Source organism: Pyrofollis japonicus (assembly GCF_033097485.1).
In the GTDB taxonomy this organism is placed as follows: domain Archaea; phylum Thermoproteota; class Thermoprotei_A; order Sulfolobales; family Pyrodictiaceae; genus Pyrofollis; species Pyrofollis japonicus.
On sequence record NZ_AP028634.1, the window covers coordinates 1,572,572 to 1,591,325 of the forward strand.

The window sequence follows — 18,754 nt, forward strand, 5'->3', positions numbered from 1 at the left end:
GAGGCACACATAATTAAGCCTTATTCATGCATTAGGAGGGGATGCTAAGAGGAGAGGATATTTCTGAGATACGGCCGGGAGTGACCCGCCCCCTGCCCATCTAGCCCCGGGACACGGGGTCAAGTAGCAGGGGACCGGGGTTCCGTATCTCTAGCTACATGGGTTTAGACGCATTAAATGTTTCTGTACAATCATTGCCTAGCCTAAGGAGTGTTTACACTCATAGGTCAAGTGCTTTGGCAGCATCTGCTACAAGTGCCTTGTACTCCTCAAGGCCACCAGCTACACGGTAACGTGTCCCTAGGATGCCTAAGTGCTTTCTCAACGGCTGCCTCATGAACCTGTAGTCGCCAAGAACTATAAGAGCCGCATCACCTGGCCCCCTCCTTGCCCGTCCTATAGCCTGAAGAGTTCTAATAGCAGCAGTGACTTCGTAGAAAAGGGTCTTAGCCCTCCTTATGACTATCCTGTCTGAAAGAGCCCTTATCTGATCCTCAACATAGTCATCGGGCTGAGGATATGGTACACCAGCAATGAACACAGTAGAGATCAAGCTCTCTCCTTTATCGCTGAGAATCTCTACACCTTCAGACAGCTTGCCTCCGGCAACACCATTAATTAGAACGTGCTTCCTTGCCCTCACTTTTTCCTCTACAAGCTCTATGCGCGTATCTTGCTCCTCAATAATGATTTGAGAATCATCCTCAAGCCTTGGCTTAATTGCCTCTACCACATTGCTCATGAACTCGTAGCTAGGGTATATCGCTAGAAGCGATTTCCTAATATACTTGAATGTTGAAACAATATAGTCAGCGTATAACCGGTACATGTCCATGGTTCTCATCCGATACCTTGACGTAAGTTCAGCAGTGACTATAACTCCAAGATACTCCAGGGGGAAGACAGGCCCAAACTCTCGCTCCACATCAAGATAGCGAATGTTTTTCCTTATGCAGAGAAGCTCTGCCAAGGCCTCCCTATCTGGTAGCGTCCCGCTTAGCAGTACTGCTGCCCTTGCGTTCTCCACAATATCGCCGACAATGGAGCACGGATCAACGGGCAAGACCTTTATAATAATGTGGCCGTTTGATGCAGTCACATAGGCGCCTGTATCCTCCTTCCAAACCGAAGCAGTCAGCTCCGCTATCCTTGAGAGATAAACTCGTAGCGAAATAGGAGCGCCCGATTCAAGTCTCTCCCTAATCTTTTCTGCCCTAACCTCTTCGGCAGCATCCCTCCAGATAACAGGCTCCTCAAGTATATCGCGCAGTTTGTCCTTATCCAGCCTCTTGAGCCTGTTGCTAGCACGGATTCCGGCGAGTAGATCTATTAGTTCTCGTAGTTTTTCTCCGAGCTCTTCGGGTAGTTCATACTCCTCGATCTCTCTTATAGCATTCTCAATATCTCTAATACTAGCCCTTGTCTCCAGCAAGGACTGGATATTTATGAGGGAATGAGCCTCGTCAATAACTACTACGAAGTCTCCAAGGCTCAGCGGCTCGAAAGTCGTCTCAAAAATATCTTGGCGAAACAAGTAAGGATAAGTTGCGACTATGAACTTGGAGGATGACAGTAACATTTTCAGCGCGAAGAAGGGACAAAGACCTCTCTTCGCGAGCTCAGCGACTACCTCGCCAGGCCTATCGCTAGAGTTAACAATATTTGCGACTTCGTCCTCGCTTGTTTCCGCGAGCGAGGCATAGAATGGACACTCTCCTCGAAGCCTTAGCAGCCTACAGCTGTTCCAGAAGTCCTCAACGCCGAGTTCCTCGCCTTCAAGGAGAGGACACATCCTTCTAGCACTGTAGAGGAATACGTACTCCTTTATCCCGAAGTGTCTCAGCTCTCTAACGACAGGCCGTATCTCGTTACGAGTGCGTACAACATAGAGTACCCGGTCCACATCAGCATCCAGCAACCCCTTTATCGTTGCAGCTGTCTTGCCGAAGCCCGTGGGCGCTCTAATAGCCGCTATACTGCCTTCTCTTACCGCTTTGGCTATGGTCTCGGCTACTTCGAGCTGGCCACGCCGCGGAGCATCGTAAGGGAAGGCATGTGGCAATGCCGCTTATGCCCGCCTCCACTTCCCAGTTCCTCTAAACTCTATAGCTTCTGCCTTCTCGACTAGAACACCCCTGTAGAGGAATGATACTTGGCGAAGCGCGACATAGTAGTCAAAATCGTTTAACGCGCTGATCGCGTTGAGCGGCATGTATACCTTGTACCACCTTAGTGCTGCGCTCGCAGCTGTATGGAGAACACAGATATTCGCAACAGTCCCGACAACAATTACGTTCTGTATTCCATGCACGCGGAGCAAGTCATCAATAGGGGTGCCGTAGAAGCCATCGTAACGAGTCTTCTCTACAACTATCTCCCCCTTAACCGGCTTAAGCTCATCTATTATCTCCCAGCCCCACGTCCCCTTAACGACGTGTTCGCCCCATATCTTGAACTCTGGGTCATCAAGGTAATGGGTATCCTGTGTGAATATTGTCATTACTTGGTGTTTCCTAGCTTTTTCGAGAAGCTTCTTGATCGGCTCTATAGTTGCCTCGGCTGCTGGGACACGGAGCTTGCCACCAGGCTTCACGAAATCATTCTGCATATCAACAATTATAAGGGCTGTCTTATCAGCGTCTAAGACAACGCTCTCTTCTACCGGTATCTCAGGTACATTAACACGTAGTCCCTTGATCGGTCTCATGGTTCCCCCTCAGGAGGGTTCTAGTCTACGCTTTTCCCTAGTCTACGCTTTTCCTCGGATAAACTATTTCGTAGAATCCACAAAGCCATGTATAGCCCGCTACTCTGTCAGCTCTAAGGCTTATATGTTCCCAGACCACCTTGTGGCCCAGACGGGTGTACGGTATGGGTGGAAAACACGGCAAGTACGCCTACGTACAGAGAAACGATGGATGGTATGTTAAGGTAAGGGTGTTGAAGAGCAGAGCTGAAAACGACCCGACAAGGTACATTGTTATAGGCCCTAAGAGGAAAGACGCTCCTCCAACGTATCCCGTACTCCGCGAAGACGAGGTACCGGAGGAGGTAAGGAAACAACTATACGAGATCTAAGGCCGCGAAATCTCGGCCCTGCCCCTCTTCCAGTACGTGGGCAGCAGTCTTTTTGTCCGGCTTTTTAAGCGGCGAAGATAGGGACTATAGCGCGCCCACGTGGTACTTTTTGTGCGCGCAAATGCATAGCTATAAGACGGGGATAGGGCTTCTTGACATACAGTGTGCTAGCATATGATCCCCTACTCGGTCAAGCAGGCATAGCAGTTGTATCTGGAAGCGTAGCGGTCGGCTCCAGAGTGCCCTGGGCTAGGCACGGGGTCGGCGTTGTAGCTACACAGGCTTATACAAACCCAGCACTCGGCCCCATAGTGCTCGAGTATCTCTCCAAGTCCTACACAGCCGAGGAGGCACTCCGCCAGGCCCTAGCACGTGACCCTAGCCCAGCACATAGACAAGTAGCAGTCATAGACTATAGAGGAGACATAGCTATCCACGACGGGGATTGGACTCCTCAGTGGCATGGATACGTTGTGCATCCATCCGAGCCTGTTGTTTGTATTGCGAACCTTGTGAAGGGTCCAAGCGTGTGCGAGGATGCAGTAGAGGCCTTCGAGTCTTCGCGTGGAAGTCTTGCTGAGAGATTAATTGCAGCAATTGATGCCGCGCACCGTGCTGGCGGAGATAGAAGAGGCGATCGCTCGGCAGCACTTATTGTTGTAGGACAAACAGAGTACACCCCGTACTATGACAGGATAGTTGATCTACGCGTTGACTTGGCTGCCGATCCTGTTAAGGCGCTGAAAAAACTCTACGTAGCATATACCGAAGGCACTTAATCTTCTTCTACTTCGAGCTTGTTACAGAGCTCTCTAGGTATAACCCTCAGCGCTCTACACGCTATTGCGGTTGAGCTGCAAAGAGGGCACTCGATCCGTTCCTTAAGTCTAAGAACCTTTGCTCGTATACCCTCGGCTTCCAGCCTCTTTTGCAGCCATTCCTCGTCAGCCCACTGATCTGGCCCAAGGAGAACTATGTCTGGTTTTATCTCGCGGAGGGGCTCGAGAAAGTCTGTTTTGCTGCCAAGCCTAGCACTATAAACGTATCTTATAGCGGATACGACTTGTAGGCGCTGCTCCTCCGGCACAATGGGCTCTCTACCCTTCATCTTACGCACTGATTCGTCTCTCGCAACTATCGCGTAGACCCTGCCTAGTCTCCAAGCCTCGCGCAGAAGCCCTATATGTCCGGGATGAATAAGGTCAAAGGTGCCTGCCACGACTACCTTTGGCCTACTCAGTAGCTCAGACGGCTTCTTCCACTCAAACTCCACTATGCCTAGCCAGCGTAGCGCATCGAGAAGCCCTTCAGCATAGGCTATATCGGCTAACGCCGTAAACACGTCGCCTTTCTCAAGATAGTACTTTGCATCAGCTATATATCTCTCAACTAGCTCAACAACATGTTTTACGCTCGGATCACTTACCTTATTCTTTACCTTGTCGAGAGCAGCCTCAACATTAGCTATGTAGACCTCAACCCTCTTGCTCGGCTCAACTTCTTCTAAGCTAACCACTCCTCTGCGCCCAGAACAAGTATTCTCGCAACGAATAGGAGTTTTAGGGCCTAGACCCAATAAGTTTGCGGCTACGTAGAGCCAAGGCTCTCGAGATAATCGAGGTCAGCCCATTTAGCACCTGCCTCCGCTTCCCGCCACGCATCCTCAAGCGACTTGTAGAGAGCCTTGAGAGGAGCCATGCCATCATCGAAGATAAGTTTGTAGAGCCTCTTATAATGCTCTCTTCGCTCCCAAATATAGTGGCTAATTAGTTTACGTGGCAGCGGCCTCTCGGGTCCTTGTCCTACCCCGGGAGAACGTGGATCCAGGAAAACATGCTTACCAGATAAGTCCTCCACTAGTACTGGATACAGCCGGCACCTCATAGGCCTTGCGGGGTAAATTACGCATAGCTTTTCTCCCGAAGGCTTCTCTGCTAAGAAGAGGCATCGACCCTTATCATCGCCGCGAAGAAGCATGTGAGGCATAAGATCCGCGATTATAACCTTTACGTAACCCTTCAAGAAGCTCTTCCAGTCGATCTCCAGAAACCTAGCCATCCTGACGACATCAAATATCGTTAAGGACACATTAGGACCACCGCTGCAACACCTACCACAACGTGTACAACGAAAGCGAAACATGTCGCTGGCTCGCAGTCTTATGAGCCTAGCAGTATACTCTTCATACTCGTCAAGCCGCGCATCTGTACCCATTCGAGGAAACCCCCTTAAGCTAGTCGCTCTGAGGCTGACCCTAATTAGGCCTAGCCGCAAGAAGCCGTAACGGATTAAAACACGAACCGCTAAAGATAGAGAAGAACCACGGAACAAGACCGGGCCTCCCCGAGGCGCCGCCGTAGCTCAGCGGGCAGAGCGCCGGCCTTGTAAGCCGGTGGTCGCGGGTTCAAATCCCGCCGGCGGCTCCACCTATTTAGCCCAATTGCACCACTATGTACCAAGGTAGGTCTATAGCTATGCCCCTTGCTCAACTATAACACCTATACGTTGACACTGTGATCCATACTCTTGCTTATTCGCGCCACATCGAGGAAACCTATGTTTTCAAGCATTGATACCATATTAATGTTTATATATGACCTCTATACACTATTTGACTATTAAGCTAAGTATTGTAAAAGTCTATATTTAAAAAACTAATAGGCCTACAAGATGAAAAGGAGTCTTGGTATGGTAGTTGTTCTAGCGTATACGTGATTTAGTGGGAAAGTAATTGGTAAGATTTTAAAACTGCCGACTTCATAGAAGGGCTTGGAGGTGCGTGTTTTTGAGCAGAACAGGCCTCATCGTCGCAACCGTTATTGTAATCCTCCTTGTTGCTGGAATAGCTATATACTATTCCAAGGGTGGAGGTAAGACATCAACAACAACTCCAACAACAGCTACGAGTCCGACTACAGCCCCATCTACATCATCAACACCGCTTACGTCAAGTCCGCAAACCACGACCACGATCTCAACACCTACTGGTACAGTGACAACAACCATCGCTGGTACTGCAACTGGGCTCCCTAAGGAGATTCCTATAGGTCTCGCAATAGCAGTCAGCGGTGGCTACGCAGTAGACGGTCCTCGCCGACTAAAGGGCGCACTACTAGCAATTGAGGAAATGAATAAACTTCTTGAGCAAGCCGGCGCTCCATTCCGCTTTAAGCCAATACACGAAGACACTAAGGCCAATCCACAGGAAGCAGTTAATGTAGTTAAGAGGTTCATAAGCAACGGCATACAAGTGATCATTGGACCGCTTTCAACAAGCGAAACGGCTGCAGTAATGCCTATAGCAAATGATGCCCACGTTGTCGTCATAAGCCCCAGCAGCACTGGCAAGGCAGCAGCCTTCCCCGATGACTATGTGTTCAGAATGCCCCCACCCGATACAGCACAGGGACCAGCACTCGCCAAGCTAATCTATAACCTAGGGTACAGGAAGCTCGTCATAATAGCCCGCAACGACGACTATGGTCGTGGCCTCGCAGAGCTAGTAAAGAACACGTTTACGAAGCTCGGCGGAAAAGCCGAAATGATACTCTACCACCCCGAGAAGCAGGACCTTAGCCAGGAGGTAAACACGCTTGCAGCAAAGGTCTCGAAATTCGGCGCCGACAAGAAGACAGCAGTACTCATAATAGCATTCGATAACGACGGTCGCCAGATACTCGAAAGAGCATCAAAGATAGATGTGCTAGGAAAGGTCCAGTGGTTCGGACCAGACTCAATGGCGCGAAAGACCTTCGTACAAGTACCCGAAATAGCTGCATTCCTCGAAAAAGTACACATACTAATAACAAAGCCAGCAATAGCCCGTAACCCGGTAACTGAGCACTTCGAGAAACTATATGAGCAAAAGTACGGCGAGAAACCAACACCATATGCATACTATGCATACGATGCTGCTTGGATAGCGATGCTAAGCGTACTAACGGCTGGCAAGTACGATGGTGAAGCCATTAAGGCTGTTCTACCAACAGTAGCGTTCCACTTCATGGGAGCAACTGGCCACAAGGTGCTCGATAAGAATGGTGACGCTGCGATAGCCGACTATACAATATCAACTGTGGTAAAGACTGACGGAGGATACGCGTTCAAGGACATAGGTATACTGCATGGAGCTACTGGCGCTGTTGAATGGTACAAGAGCTAAACATAACTAACAAAGTAGGCTAAGGGGTGAACGTTTTTGGAAAATATGGTTTTTTGTCAATTAGCCACGTATTTCTTCCTATCAGGTGTCATTCCAAGCTCTGTTTATTATCTGCTTAGTCTTTGAGCCTCCTCTCTGGGCGATAATGTTGCGATGACTCAGCTATAGTGCTAGAAATCAACTCGACTAAGATTTAGAAGGTGATCGTAGTATGCCTCATACGGTTGCTCTACGAACAGTTGATTTGAAAAAATATTTCGGAGGTATACGTGCGTTAGACGGTGTAAGTATTGAGATCCGGGAAGGCGAGTTCGTAGGGTTAATAGGGCCCAACGGTAGTGGTAAGACGACGCTCTTCAACGTTATTTCTGGCGTTTACAAGCCCGATAGCGGTAAAGTTTACTTCTACGATAAGGATGTAACGGGTCTTCCTCCTCACGATCTCTACAAGCTTGGCCTTGTAAGGAGTTTCCAGATCCCGCGCCTCTGGATGAACATGACGGTAACAGAGAATGCTGCGACAGCTGCCCGCGAAAGGTATGGGGCCAACCCGGTTTCTTCTGTACTCAAGCGCCGACTATGGGTTAATTGGGAACGCGATGAGAGCGAGAGAGGTCTTGCTGGAAAGGTCTTCAGCACACTTGAAAAGCTCTCACTTATTCGTGTTCTCCTCAACCCTGCTCACAGTGTTAGCGGTGGCCAGATGAAGCTGACAGACATATCCCGCGCCCTCGTAGGAGAGGCAAAGCTCTTACTTCTTGATGAGCCTACAGCTGGCGTGGCACCTAAGCTTTCAAGGGATATTTTCCGCACACTTGAGGCATTAAACCGGGAGGGTCTGACAATTTTCGTTATAGAACATCGTCTTGAAGTCCTATTTGACTATGTTGAGAGGGTAATTGTTATGCATGAAGGCCGTGTTCTCACGGAGGGTACCCCCGACGAGGTAGTAAACGATCCACGTGTACTTGATGCTTATCTAGGTGAAGCTTAAGGTGGTGTCAGATGAACACGCGTATTCTTGAAACACGGAAACTAAGTGGTGGATACGCCGATGTTCCTATAGTGCAGGACGTTGATGTATACGTCGAGAAAGGTGAAATAGTGGCACTTGTTGGTCCCAACGGTGCAGGCAAGAGTACGCTCCTCAAGACTATCTATGGGATAGCGAAGGTTTTTGGAGGGAAAGTAGTCTTTGACTCGAAGGATGTGACAGCCCTTCCCCCGGAAAAGAAAACAATGTTAGGAATGGGCTTTGTTCCTCAAACGGATAATGTTTTTCCTGATTTAACCGTTGAAGAGAATCTTGAGATGGGTGCTTACCTAGTACGTGATGAGAACAAAATTAGGGATGCAATGGAGACTATATTTAACATATTTCCGGCACTCCGTGAGCTACGCCACGTATTAGCAGGGTCTCTTAGCGGTGGCCAGCAGAGGATGGTTGCTGTTGGCCGCGCCCTCATGACTAGGCCCAAAATATTGCTCCTTGACGAGCCAACTGCAGGCCTGGCTCCAAAGATAGCCATTGAGTTACTTAACACGCTTAAGACTATACGTGAGGAAGCAAATGTGTCCATACTTATTGTTGAGCAGCATGCTCGCAGGGCCCTCGAGCTATCCGATAGGGGCTATGTCCTTGTCTATGGAAAGATAGCTGCAGAGGGCCTTGGAAAAGAGATCCTTTCCCGCCCTGATCTACAAAAACTCTTCCTTGGTGGTCGTCGCAGTGAAGTAGACTAGGCAGAGAGGGGTGTCCGAAATGGGCGTGTTCCTCTATGGCTCAATAGGCGCAACTCTTAACGGTTTACTTGTTGGCAGTCTCTACGGGCTCATGGGGCTGGGATTAGCACTGATATATAGAGTTACGCGAATACCTAACTTTGCCTATGCAGAGTACATAACTTACGGAGGATATGCTGCAGCCTTTGCAGCATCACTTGCTACTGGAAGTCTTGGCGTCATGCTTGCTGGGCTTGCTGCAATAGCTCTGGCAGCGGTTATTGCACTTGTTAGCGACGAGCTAGGATTTAAGCCTCTATGGAAGCGCGGCGCCTCCTCGTTGCACTTGCTAGTAGCCTCTATCGGTATAGGTCTTGTACTAAGATACGGCCTTCTCGGCATAGTTGTGCTGTTCTTCGGTACAAAGTACCTTGAGGTCGCTACTCCTCAGCGTAGTACAACACTCATATCAATCGGAGGAATAGCGTCACTGACTACGGCGCATATACTTGCAATTGCATCAACAATAGTCTTCGCAATATTATTGTGGCTAATGTTCACTAGGACGAGGACCGGTAAGGCTATGAGAGCTACTGCGAGTAACCCCATACTCGCTAGAATTTCGGGCATAAACATATTCCTGGTGAGGAGAATAACTTGGCTAATAGCTGGCGCTCTTGCAGGGTTCTCAGGGTTCGTTTATGCATACTACAATGTAGTTAACCCTGAGAGCGGGTGGCTGATGCTCCTCTATATCTTCGCTGCAGCGACAATGGGCGGATTTACATTCCTTGGCACAATGATCTCTGGCATAATACTCGGACTAGCTGAGTACTATACGAGTTTCATTGGAGACTATTTTATTGGTGGTGTTTCCCAATACTCACCAATAATTGCATTGATAACGCTCTTCCTAGTCCTCTTGTTCAAGCCTCAAGGCGTGATAAGAATGGAGGCATTTGCTGTGAGGAGGGCGTGAGCCATGGCGGCTATAACGGGTATATTAGTGCAATATATAGTCCTTTACGCGGTTTACGCCATATTGGCCCTTAGCTTTAACATAGAGTATGGCTTCGGCGGTATACCCAACTTCGGTAAAGTACTCTTTGTGAGCCTCGGCGCTTACTCTGCTGGCTGGTTGGTAGCAGACTTTGTGGTGAAAGCTGGCTCAGCAGGGCTCGGCATCCCGGTAGAGGCAAGCGGTATGCCAGCATACTGTACGGGTACCGGAAAAACAGTCATGACAATGGCGGTCCACAAGGGTGTTATATCACCCGCAACACTGATAGCGTTGTTTATAGCATCGCTAATACTTGCGGCAATAGTAGGTATGGTAACTGGCATCGTGGCTAGCTACCCAGCGCTTCGCTTAGGAGGAGACTTCCTAGCAATAAGCCTACTTGCTCTCGGAGAAATAGTCCGAATATGGGCATATAACAGCCAGTGGCCAGCATGCAGCTTCAACGGTATATCGGGAATACCTGGCCCCTTTGACTGGCTTGGCAGAATAAAAGACTATGCATATGCAGCACTCCTAATAGTAATGCTGATACTAGTCTACATCTACGTTGAGCTAGCAACAAATAGCCCGTGGGGCAGAGCCCTCAAAGCAATGCGAGACGACGAGATAGCGGCAGAGGTATACGGGTATAACGTGCCCCGCGTGAGAATGCAGGCATTAGCCGTTGGCTCGGCGCTCGCAGCAATGGCTGGAGCACTCCTCGTATTCTACTCCGGAAACGTTAATGCTAACACGTATAAGCCGGACATGACGTTCATGGTAATAGTTGCAACCCTCCTAGGCGGCGCAGCAAACAACGTTGGCGCCCTCATAGGTGCGGCAATAATAGCGGGTATAGAGGTGTTCCTCAACCCGAGCTCGTTGCTAGCAATGGGAATCACGCTGCCAGACAATGTTGCCCTAGCACTACCATACATGAAATACGTGTTGCTTGGCGTGATAATAGTCTTAGTGCTACTGTATAGGCCGCAGGGCTTGCTCCCAGAGAAGCCGCTGAGGACACCAATAGTTGAGAAGGCCAAGCAGAAACTAGAAGAGTTCCAGAAAGCGATTCAGTCGCAGCAGAAATAAATACATGGCACATGCAATATATATGATTTTTTAAAGCTCCTATACTGTGTTTCTCTTTTCTATCCTATCGCTATTTTATAAGGAATCGTATTAACCGGATTGATTATCAGAAATAAATTCCTCAAAGCGATATTTTCCCCCAGTATTCCCCCTATTCAGCGTTAAATATAGTAGACCGAACATCTTTAGAAACACTTAAATATAATCATTGGTGGCACGCCAATATCACGGAGAAAGGGGGTTAAACCTTGGGCTCGCAAGACCCCTCTCAGTTCCAAAACACACTTATCCGACAAGGTATATATCCACAACCAGTCCACGTTAGGTACTATCTTGAAGACATCCATGAGGCGAAGGTAGATATATTAGCAGAAGTGCCCTGGCGCTACTACCCCGTCTCTCCCGAAGACGTTGAAAAGATGTGGGCTGAAGCGCCGGCGATCTATAAGATTCTCCGAGAAGCCCCCGACCTAGAGACAGCTCGCAAAAAACTCTACGAGTACCTAGCCGAGTGGGAGCTCAAGGTCCGCGAGGGCGAGATAGACTTACACCCACTGGACCAATGGCTAGCCCTTCAAGCAATCAACATCTTTCGCAATATATTGTCTAAGAGGAACGAGAAAATAGCAACCTTTAGCACTCTCGAGTACTTGTACCGCCTAGCTAAGAACGATGAATCGGTCTACGACGAGGTGGGAATGGGCTTCATAGAGGAGTTCAGACACTTATTCAAAGCCATACACGGTACAGCGAAGTACTCCATGGGCTGGCTTGGTGAGAAGCTCGGAGGAGAAGAACCCATACTCAAGTTCCTCCGCTCACATGGAAGGCAGGCAGCGCTTCTCCGCTCGGAGTACCTCGACAGGCTGGGTCACTTCGTCCTAAACTATGTCAAGAGGTACCGTTCCGGACTAGACCCTAAGGTCATAGAGGAGCGCAAGAAGAATAGGCAGAAAATCCTCGACTACCTAGGCGCCACGCTGGACGATTGGTATGATTATCACTGGCAGTTCCGAAACATATTCAAAACAATGAAGCACGTAGATATGCTAAAAGAACTCGTACCGCTTACCCCCGAGGATATACATAACATAAAGCTAGCAATTGAGAACAGAATACCCTTCGGTATAACCCCCTACTATCTGAGCCTATTCGACTTCACGCGTGCTGACCGGAAGTACGACTTCGTCGTCCGTAGCCAAGTAATTCCACCAAAGTGGTATGTTGAGCAAATGATTAAGCACCGCCAGGACAGACGCTACGTCTTCGACTTCATGAGAGAGGCTGATACCTCTCCACATGACCTTATAACGAGGAGATACCCCCTCGTTGTTATCATAAAGGTGTCCGATACTTGTCCACAGATATGTGTCTACTGTCAGAGGAACTGGGAAATAGAGTCTGCAATGTTTCCCGAAGGAATAATTCTTCCATGGAGAATAGATAAGGCCATAGAATGGGTAGCAGAGCACGACACCATAATAGACGTATTGCTGACCGGCGGCGAGCCGATGATACTCGGAGAGAAGAGGCTTGAGAGAATAATAAAGAAGCTCGCAGAGATAGATCATGTGAAGCACATACGTATCGGCAGCAGAATCGTGGTAACGGTACCAATGAGGATAACCGACGAGACAGCCGAAATGCTTGGAAGCTACATAGAGCCAGGTCGCCGCAACATAGCCTTCGTAACGCATGTAGAGGGAGTAGAGGAAGTAACACCCGAGATGGCTGAGGCGGTGAAGAAGCTGAGGAAGCAAGGCATCTATGTGTACAACCAGCAAGTATACAGGTTCCAGACCAGCAGGAGATTCTACTACGTAGCAACAAGGATAGCACTCAAACAGATAGGTATAGACCCGTACTACAACTTCTACCCCAAGGGCAAGTTCGAGCAAAAAGACTACCTTGTACCCATAGCGAGAATAGTGCAGGAGAGAAAAGAAGAGGCAAGGCTCCTGCCAGGCATCTTCCGTACAGACGAGCCAGTATTCAACGTGCCAGCACTTGGCAAGAACCACCTACGCGCATGGCAGGACAGAGAGCTCATTGCCGTAACGCCCCGCTACGGGAACAGAATATACCTATGGCACCCATGGGAGAAAGGAATAGCCCCAATAAGCCCATGGCCATACGTCGACGTACCGATATACGACTATCTAAAGCGCCTAGAAGAAGAAGGCGAAGACCCCAAGGAATACGAGACCATCTGGTACTACTACTAAGCAAAAACACTGACTCCTTTACGTTTTTCTTAGTTTTTCTTTCCCTGTTCTTCTGCTTTTCTAGAGGACCCATGTAATCCTTAATAGGGGGTATATTGGTTCTCAATTCCTCCCAAGGGAGCAGCGCCTCATGGCTAGACTGCACCCCGTTGTAACGCTTCCTGTCTATGAGAAACTAGTGGCTCGTAAAAGGCTCCGGGTGCAAGGCGAGCTAGTATTAGAGGCAAAGCTTGACGGATACCTAGCAATAGGGTTCGAAGGCAGGTTCTACACGGGCTCGGGCAGGCGGGCACCCAGCTGGATGAAGTACGCGTTTCGAGACCTGGGCATAGATGCTCCCAGGGGCAGCCAAGTATTCTTCATAGAAGTTTACGGATCATGTGCAACGCCTGGAGGCTATCATCGGGGAGATAGGCAATGCTATAGGGCAGCCCTTGTAGATGCAGGCCGCTCCCCCTCCTTTGCCTCGGGTATTGAGGAAGCAGCTTTTCTCGCAAGGGCTCTCGACCCTATCGACAAGCTATATTTCGCGGAAACTTATGGATTAGAACACCCCGTTCAGAAAATGATTATGGCGGACAGAGCACCCGAATCATGGGAGCTTAAGGAACTTCTAAACATGTTCAGAAGCTATGAAGGATACGTTCTCAAATTGTATCGCAACATGGGCCACGTGCTTCCACCGGACTATGGGGCGAAAATAAGGGGGCTTCTTGAGGTTAAAGTAAAGCATAGGCCTCTGTAGAAATCGCTTACTAGATACTAGATAAGACAGAAAGACATCGTTGACACGGTTCTCAATATTACTTAATTTTTGTCTCCTTTTCAACATATAGTACGGAGTAGCTTATCTCTAGTCTCCGTGAAGCTTCTTCTAGGAGCTTCCAGTCGCTATAGCTCAGTCTCCATCCAACCGCGCCGACAATATCATCTACTTGTTCGGGCGACTTAGCACCAGGTATCGGTATTACCACGGGGCTACTGACTACTAGCCAGTTTAGCGCAACCTGTACCGGCTTCTTCCCGTATTTTTCTCCTACTTGGCGTAGGAGCTTGACAAGCTCCCACACCTTGCTATAGTTTTCTGGGTGAAATATTGGTTCGCGACTCCTCACGTCCTGAAACTCGAGCTTGCCTGGCTCGTACTTTCCCGTAAGTGCTCCTTTTGCTATTGGGCTCCATGCTTGTACAGTCATCTTGTACTTCTCGGCATATGGTATGTGGGCTTTCTCGGCCCATCTTTCTGCGAGATTGTAACGAAGCTGGAGAACTTGTACGTCTTCGCGCGCTAAACAGCTGCGGAAGCTCTCGACGAGTTCAACTGGGTAGTCGCTTAGCCCGAGATAGTTAACCTTGCCGAGGTGTACGAGCTTCTCCATAGCCCTGGCGTACTCACATGTCGGGAAATTATGCCAGCATGGAGGCCAATGAGCAAGCAACACGTCTACATAATCGAACCCGAGGTTCTTCAAACTCTTCTCTATAGCTCGGAAAACATCACCGGGATTAAGGAACTCGCCGGGGATCTTTGTCGAGACGACTATTTCGTCACGCTTAGCGCCTGCCTCGCGCAGCGCCCCGCCAAGAAAAGTCTCACTCATGCCAAGGCCATAAACCATTGCTGTGTCGAAGAAGTTTATTCCATGGCTCAGAGCCCGCTCTACAACAGCACGTGCTGCTCTATAGTCGGTGAGGCCCCATGCTTCGCTGAACTGCCATGCACCAAGCCCTATTCTTGAGACCTTGACTCCGGTTCTGCCAAGCTCAGTATACTCCATGGCCTCGGTACCGTTTACTAGAGGATAACTAATACCTAGATCTATTATCTCCTATGCTAGGCATTACTAAAACACGCACTTTTACGGTACTCTCTTAGCGAAAGCTTCTGTTAAGCCAGCTGTGCAGCGGTAATTATGCATGGCAGTGAGGCAACATAGTAGATGCAGGTGAGCAGCCTTTTGTCGGGTCGTGGCACGGTCGCTTGTACCGTAGTATGAAATATATTTAGCCACTGAATATCTAGATATATTGTGAGATAGTCCTTGATAAGAGACAGCGATGGGGAAGAGTGGCAGCAGTACTATATGGAAAGATGCAACGATAATGGCCAAGACAATAGTACTAGTGGAAACAGCTCTGACGACATCGAATACTTATATTATGGGCAGGACTATGATGAAGACGAAGATCTAGAAAAACCTATGGATCCTATCTCGGCATTTCTTTGCGAAATCTCGGATACCTCGCCCGAAGGTAGCTTCTGGGCGACTATAGCACTAATAGTAGTAAACATATTTACGTTCCTATTCACTTTGCGCAATATCTCCGACCCAGTGTTCATCTATAAGTATTTGCCAACATCGGCCTGTATTCTGAGCGGCGGATGCGACGCCAAGATACTCTATTCAATGTTCATGCATGCCGGGTTCCTGCACCTTATCGGCAATATGATATATCTCTACATAGTTGGAGACAATATCGAAATAGCACTTGGCAGGATAAGGTACCTATTCCTCTATATTTCATCCGGCCTTATCGGCGCCTATACACAGGCATTGATAACCTACAGCATAGATTCCTCCAGCTTGTACTTACCAATGCTGGGTGCCTCAGCGGCTATAAGCGGTGTAATCGGCGCATATGTGCTTCTCTACCCCGGCTCGGCCATGTGTAAATGTCTCGGCGTCGGATTCGGCTACTACTGTTTCAAAATAAAGGCATCATACTATCTTGCTTCATGGGCTCTCCTGCAACTATTCCTCTCATTACTCACCCCCTATGTAGCGGTATGGGCCCACCTAGGAGGATTCTTCACAGGGCTCTCACTAGCCTACCTGTTAGCAGACAAGGATAGAGTTAACAACATCAGAAAGATGCTTGCAAAGGGCCTCTACAGCGGATTACGGCCAGACACCTATGAGCTACACGTGCATTCTCTTGGAAGGCCGGAAAGACTTGCAATTGTCATTACAGCAGCTCTCTTCTCCCTATTACTTCTAAACTCCCTAGCACTAGCACTACATAGTCACGGAGGCTACTTCACGATCTACATAAAGAAGGTACGCGTGTGCGAGTCCATGTTCTTCTGTCATACCGAGACACACGTACTCCATAATATGACGAGTTTTAAGTGGACCCCCTCCTGCAGCTGTCCCCGGCTTCTCCTGCAACTGTGAAATCGCCTACACGGCAATCTACAACCTAGCTGGCTTGCCGCTAGTCGCGGCTCTGGCGGGAGCTGTGTCTCTATTCTTTGTAGCCGTTACTGCCATAGTCGTCTTAACGGATAGGTACAAGGAGGTAGAGATAACATATCTAGAAACAAGTGAACATACTTCTCGGAGAAGACACGAGTCCATGTGAGGCTGCTTGGCCTCTTGAACACGGCCCCTTGTACGGTGCCGCAAAGGCTCATAAGGAATACAGATACCCTAGCAGCTACTAGTAGCCGTGCTACTTTGCTAGATGCAGCAGAAGAAGCTCTTGCCGCAGTTCATCCCTGCAAGTCGTTGCCAGCAGTTGTGCCGCCCCATCTTCTCCGTGTACTCAAGGAGAACAGTGTATACGTAGTTGGTGTAGGTAAAGCGGCTGGAACGATGACGGCCGCGTTCCTAAGCCTCTCCGGTGTCGCCGTGAATGAGGGCATAATCGTTGTCCCAAGGGGGACAATGATTGGGCAGCTTAACGGGATCAAGGTCTTGGAATCAGATCATCCCTATCCATCAAGGCGCAGCATAGAGGCTGCAGAAAGCCTGATAGAGTTCGTGTCGAGCCTGCCCAGGGACTCAGTCCTTGTCTCGCTCGTCTCGGGCGGTGGCAGCGCCCTCTTAGAGAAGCCATGCATCGCGGACATTGAGACCCTAGTCGATATTACGAGAAGGCTCATGCACAGAGGTGCAAGTATTTATGAGCTCAACACAGTGCGCTCAAGCCTCTCATGCATAAAGGCGGGGGGTCTGCTTTCCTACGCTAAGCCTAGAAGAGTGATAAACATCTTGATGAGCGACGTAGTAGGCGATAACCCATGCTACATAGCGTCAGGCCCCACAATACCAGGCTGCAAGGTCTCGGCGGAAGAGGCAATTAGGGTGCTGAGAAGGTATGGGCTTCAACAATACGAGGAACTCGTGAACAAGAGCCTTGTAGCTAGGCTGGCGCCGCCGAAAGAGAAACAAGTTGACACAATAATTGCTGCAAGGAACCTTGACGCCGTCAGGGCAGCCGCAGCCAGGCTTACAGCCCTCGGCTACAAAGTACGCTTGCTCACCGACAGGCTTCGCGGAGAGGCAAGAGAGGTAGGCAAAGCCTTAGCAGGCCTCGCCGAGAGCCTCTCACCCGGCTCAACTATGGTGCTTGGAGGAGAAACAACTGTCACTGTGCGCGGACGAGGCAGGGGTGGCAGAAACCAGGAACTATGCCTCGCAATGCTAGACGCGACGCTGTCGCTAGGCGAGGAACTAGACTATGCAGCGCTATGCATGGGCACAGACGGCGTTGACGGGAACAGCCCAGCGGCAGGCGCCCTCATAGACAGAAGTGTTGCTGAGAAAGCTCGGAGCCTGGGGCTGGACCCAGCAGTCTTTCTTGAGAATAATGATAGCTACGGGTTCTTCGGCCGCGTGGAAGCTGTTGTTGATACCGGGGGATATACTGGGATAAATGTTAACGACTTGACTATTATCATTAAGCCTAGTGGCTAGTAGTGTGGCTAGTAGTACATGCTGCATTGTTGTCTCCGCGATGCATACTAAACTACTCCTATGTACACAGACTATATACCGGTAATATATAGAGCGAATAGGTTCTCAGAATATGCAACCTTTTTATACAAAACACAAGCCCTACTATACTTGACCAAAAAGGCGAAACAGTATGAAAGGAATGGTCTTTGGATTAGCCCTAATCGGAGTAATGCTAGCATCAATAATAGGAGCATACTCGATGTGGTCAGAAACGCTAACAGTCAACGGAACAGTCAACACGGGCGAAGTCAAGGTAGCATTCACGGGCTGGTCTTGCAGCGACACCGGGGCAGACCCCCAGCTACCGAACTCTACATTCCATAACGAGGAAGGCAAAGACGTAGCTAACTGTGATATAAGTGTAACACAGGTAGATGACGACGGCAATGCAATAGTCTTGCGAGTAACAATAAACAATGCATACCCCGGCTACACGCCGGTGATAGCACTAAACATAACCAACATTGGCACAATCCCAGTAAAACTATACAACTCCTCCGTGAAAGTAGACTCGCCAATAATAGTTGAACTAGCTACACCTGATAGTACACAGATGCATCCAGATGATACTCACACATACTACCTAACAATAAGCGTGCCCCAGGACGCAGCAGAGAACAGCTCATACAGCTTCGAGGTGACACTGACCTTCGCTCAGTGGAACGAAGTCTCAACACCCTAACACATGTAATGAATGAGCAATAAAAGGGCTAAATAATCGTAAAAACAAGCA

At 49.1% G+C, this 18,754-nt stretch carries 18 protein-coding genes and 1 tRNA gene; 14 read left to right on the forward strand and 5 right to left on the reverse strand.

The features are described 5' to 3' along the window. Positions 1 to 220: 220 nt before the first annotated feature. Positions 221 to 2,062, reverse strand: a complete 1,842-nt coding sequence (locus SBG41_RS08260) for an ATP-dependent DNA helicase (protein ID WP_317895069.1) — start codon at positions 2,060 to 2,062, stop codon at positions 221 to 223. Between the two features lie 6 nt (positions 2,063 to 2,068). Then, positions 2,069 to 2,707, reverse strand: coding sequence for a cysteine hydrolase family protein (locus tag SBG41_RS08265; protein ID WP_317895070.1), 639 nt, complete (start codon positions 2,705 to 2,707; stop codon positions 2,069 to 2,071). Between the two features lie 164 nt (positions 2,708 to 2,871). On the opposite strand from SBG41_RS08265, the gene SBG41_RS08270 reads away from it, so the two are divergent. Beyond that, positions 2,872 to 3,078, forward strand: a complete 207-nt coding sequence (locus tag SBG41_RS08270; protein ID WP_317895071.1) for a DUF5622 domain-containing protein — start codon at positions 2,872 to 2,874, stop codon at positions 3,076 to 3,078. Between the two features lie 152 nt (positions 3,079 to 3,230). Further along, positions 3,231 to 3,857, forward strand: coding sequence for a DUF1028 domain-containing protein (locus SBG41_RS08275; protein WP_317895072.1), 627 nt, complete (start codon positions 3,231 to 3,233; stop codon positions 3,855 to 3,857). On the opposite strand, the gene SBG41_RS08280 is transcribed toward SBG41_RS08275, so the two are convergent. Then, the gene (locus SBG41_RS08280) at positions 3,854 to 4,594 is read right to left on the reverse strand and encodes a DUF357 domain-containing protein (protein WP_317895073.1); all 741 of its coding nucleotides are present in this window, start codon (positions 4,592 to 4,594) and stop codon (positions 3,854 to 3,856) included. The genes SBG41_RS08275 and SBG41_RS08280 overlap by 4 nt on opposite strands. A gap of 71 nt (positions 4,595 to 4,665) precedes the next feature. Beyond that, positions 4,666 to 5,292: a YkgJ family cysteine cluster protein gene (locus SBG41_RS08285; protein WP_317895074.1), complete on the reverse strand. Its 627-nt coding sequence runs from the start codon at positions 5,290 to 5,292 to the stop codon at positions 4,666 to 4,668. A gap of 136 nt (positions 5,293 to 5,428) precedes the next feature. On the opposite strand from SBG41_RS08285, the gene SBG41_RS08290 reads away from it, so the two are divergent. The 8 genes from SBG41_RS08290 to SBG41_RS08325 all read left to right on the forward strand — a co-directional run bounded on the left by SBG41_RS08290 (position 5,429) and on the right by SBG41_RS08325 (position 14,024). After that, positions 5,429 to 5,504 (forward strand) — tRNA-Thr (locus tag SBG41_RS08290). Between the two features lie 359 nt (positions 5,505 to 5,863). Then, positions 5,864 to 7,240, forward strand: coding sequence for an ABC transporter substrate-binding protein (locus tag SBG41_RS08295; protein ID WP_317895075.1), 1,377 nt, complete (start codon positions 5,864 to 5,866; stop codon positions 7,238 to 7,240). Between the two features lie 211 nt (positions 7,241 to 7,451). Beyond that, positions 7,452 to 8,234, forward strand: coding sequence for an ABC transporter ATP-binding protein (locus tag SBG41_RS08300; RefSeq protein WP_317895076.1), 783 nt, complete (start codon positions 7,452 to 7,454; stop codon positions 8,232 to 8,234). Between the two features lie 11 nt (positions 8,235 to 8,245). Beyond that, positions 8,246 to 8,983, forward strand: a complete 738-nt coding sequence (locus SBG41_RS08305) for an ABC transporter ATP-binding protein (RefSeq protein WP_317895077.1) — start codon at positions 8,246 to 8,248, stop codon at positions 8,981 to 8,983. Positions 8,984 to 9,002: 19 nt separating this feature from the next. Beyond that, positions 9,003 to 9,941, forward strand: a complete 939-nt coding sequence (locus SBG41_RS08310; protein WP_317895078.1) for a branched-chain amino acid ABC transporter permease — start codon at positions 9,003 to 9,005, stop codon at positions 9,939 to 9,941. A gap of 3 nt (positions 9,942 to 9,944) precedes the next feature. After that, entirely contained in the window at positions 9,945 to 11,054 is a 1,110-nt protein-coding gene (locus SBG41_RS08315; protein ID WP_317895079.1) for a branched-chain amino acid ABC transporter permease, read from the forward strand. Positions 11,055 to 11,302: 248 nt separating this feature from the next. After that, positions 11,303 to 13,279, forward strand: coding sequence for a KamA family radical SAM protein (locus SBG41_RS08320; RefSeq protein ID WP_317895080.1), 1,977 nt, complete (start codon positions 11,303 to 11,305; stop codon positions 13,277 to 13,279). A 130-nt stretch (positions 13,280 to 13,409) separates the two neighbouring features. Then, positions 13,410 to 14,024: a hypothetical protein gene (locus tag SBG41_RS08325; protein ID WP_317895081.1), complete on the forward strand. Its 615-nt coding sequence runs from the start codon at positions 13,410 to 13,412 to the stop codon at positions 14,022 to 14,024. A 58-nt stretch (positions 14,025 to 14,082) separates the two neighbouring features. Here SBG41_RS08325 and SBG41_RS08330 read toward each other — a convergent pair whose 3' ends face one another. After that, a complete protein-coding gene (locus SBG41_RS08330; RefSeq protein ID WP_317895082.1) occupies positions 14,083 to 15,057 on the reverse strand; it encodes an aldo/keto reductase in 975 nt (324 codons plus the stop codon). Positions 15,058 to 15,321: 264 nt separating this feature from the next. On the opposite strand from SBG41_RS08330, the gene SBG41_RS08335 reads away from it, so the two are divergent. The 4 genes from SBG41_RS08335 (at position 15,322) to SBG41_RS08350 (ending at position 18,703) form a co-directional block, all read left to right on the forward strand. Beyond that, complete coding sequence (locus tag SBG41_RS08335; protein WP_317895083.1) at positions 15,322 to 16,455, forward strand: rhomboid family intramembrane serine protease; 1,134 nt, start codon at positions 15,322 to 15,324, stop codon at positions 16,453 to 16,455. Positions 16,456 to 16,519: 64 nt separating this feature from the next. Then, positions 16,520 to 16,642, forward strand: coding sequence for a hypothetical protein (locus SBG41_RS08340; RefSeq protein WP_317895084.1), 123 nt, complete (start codon positions 16,520 to 16,522; stop codon positions 16,640 to 16,642). A gap of 14 nt (positions 16,643 to 16,656) precedes the next feature. Continuing rightward, entirely contained in the window at positions 16,657 to 17,979 is a 1,323-nt protein-coding gene (locus tag SBG41_RS08345; protein WP_317895085.1) for a glycerate kinase type-2 family protein, read from the forward strand. Between the two features lie 172 nt (positions 17,980 to 18,151). Next, positions 18,152 to 18,703, forward strand: coding sequence for a hypothetical protein (locus tag SBG41_RS08350; RefSeq protein ID WP_317895086.1), 552 nt, complete (start codon positions 18,152 to 18,154; stop codon positions 18,701 to 18,703). The last annotated feature ends 51 nt before the right edge of the window (positions 18,704 to 18,754 follow it).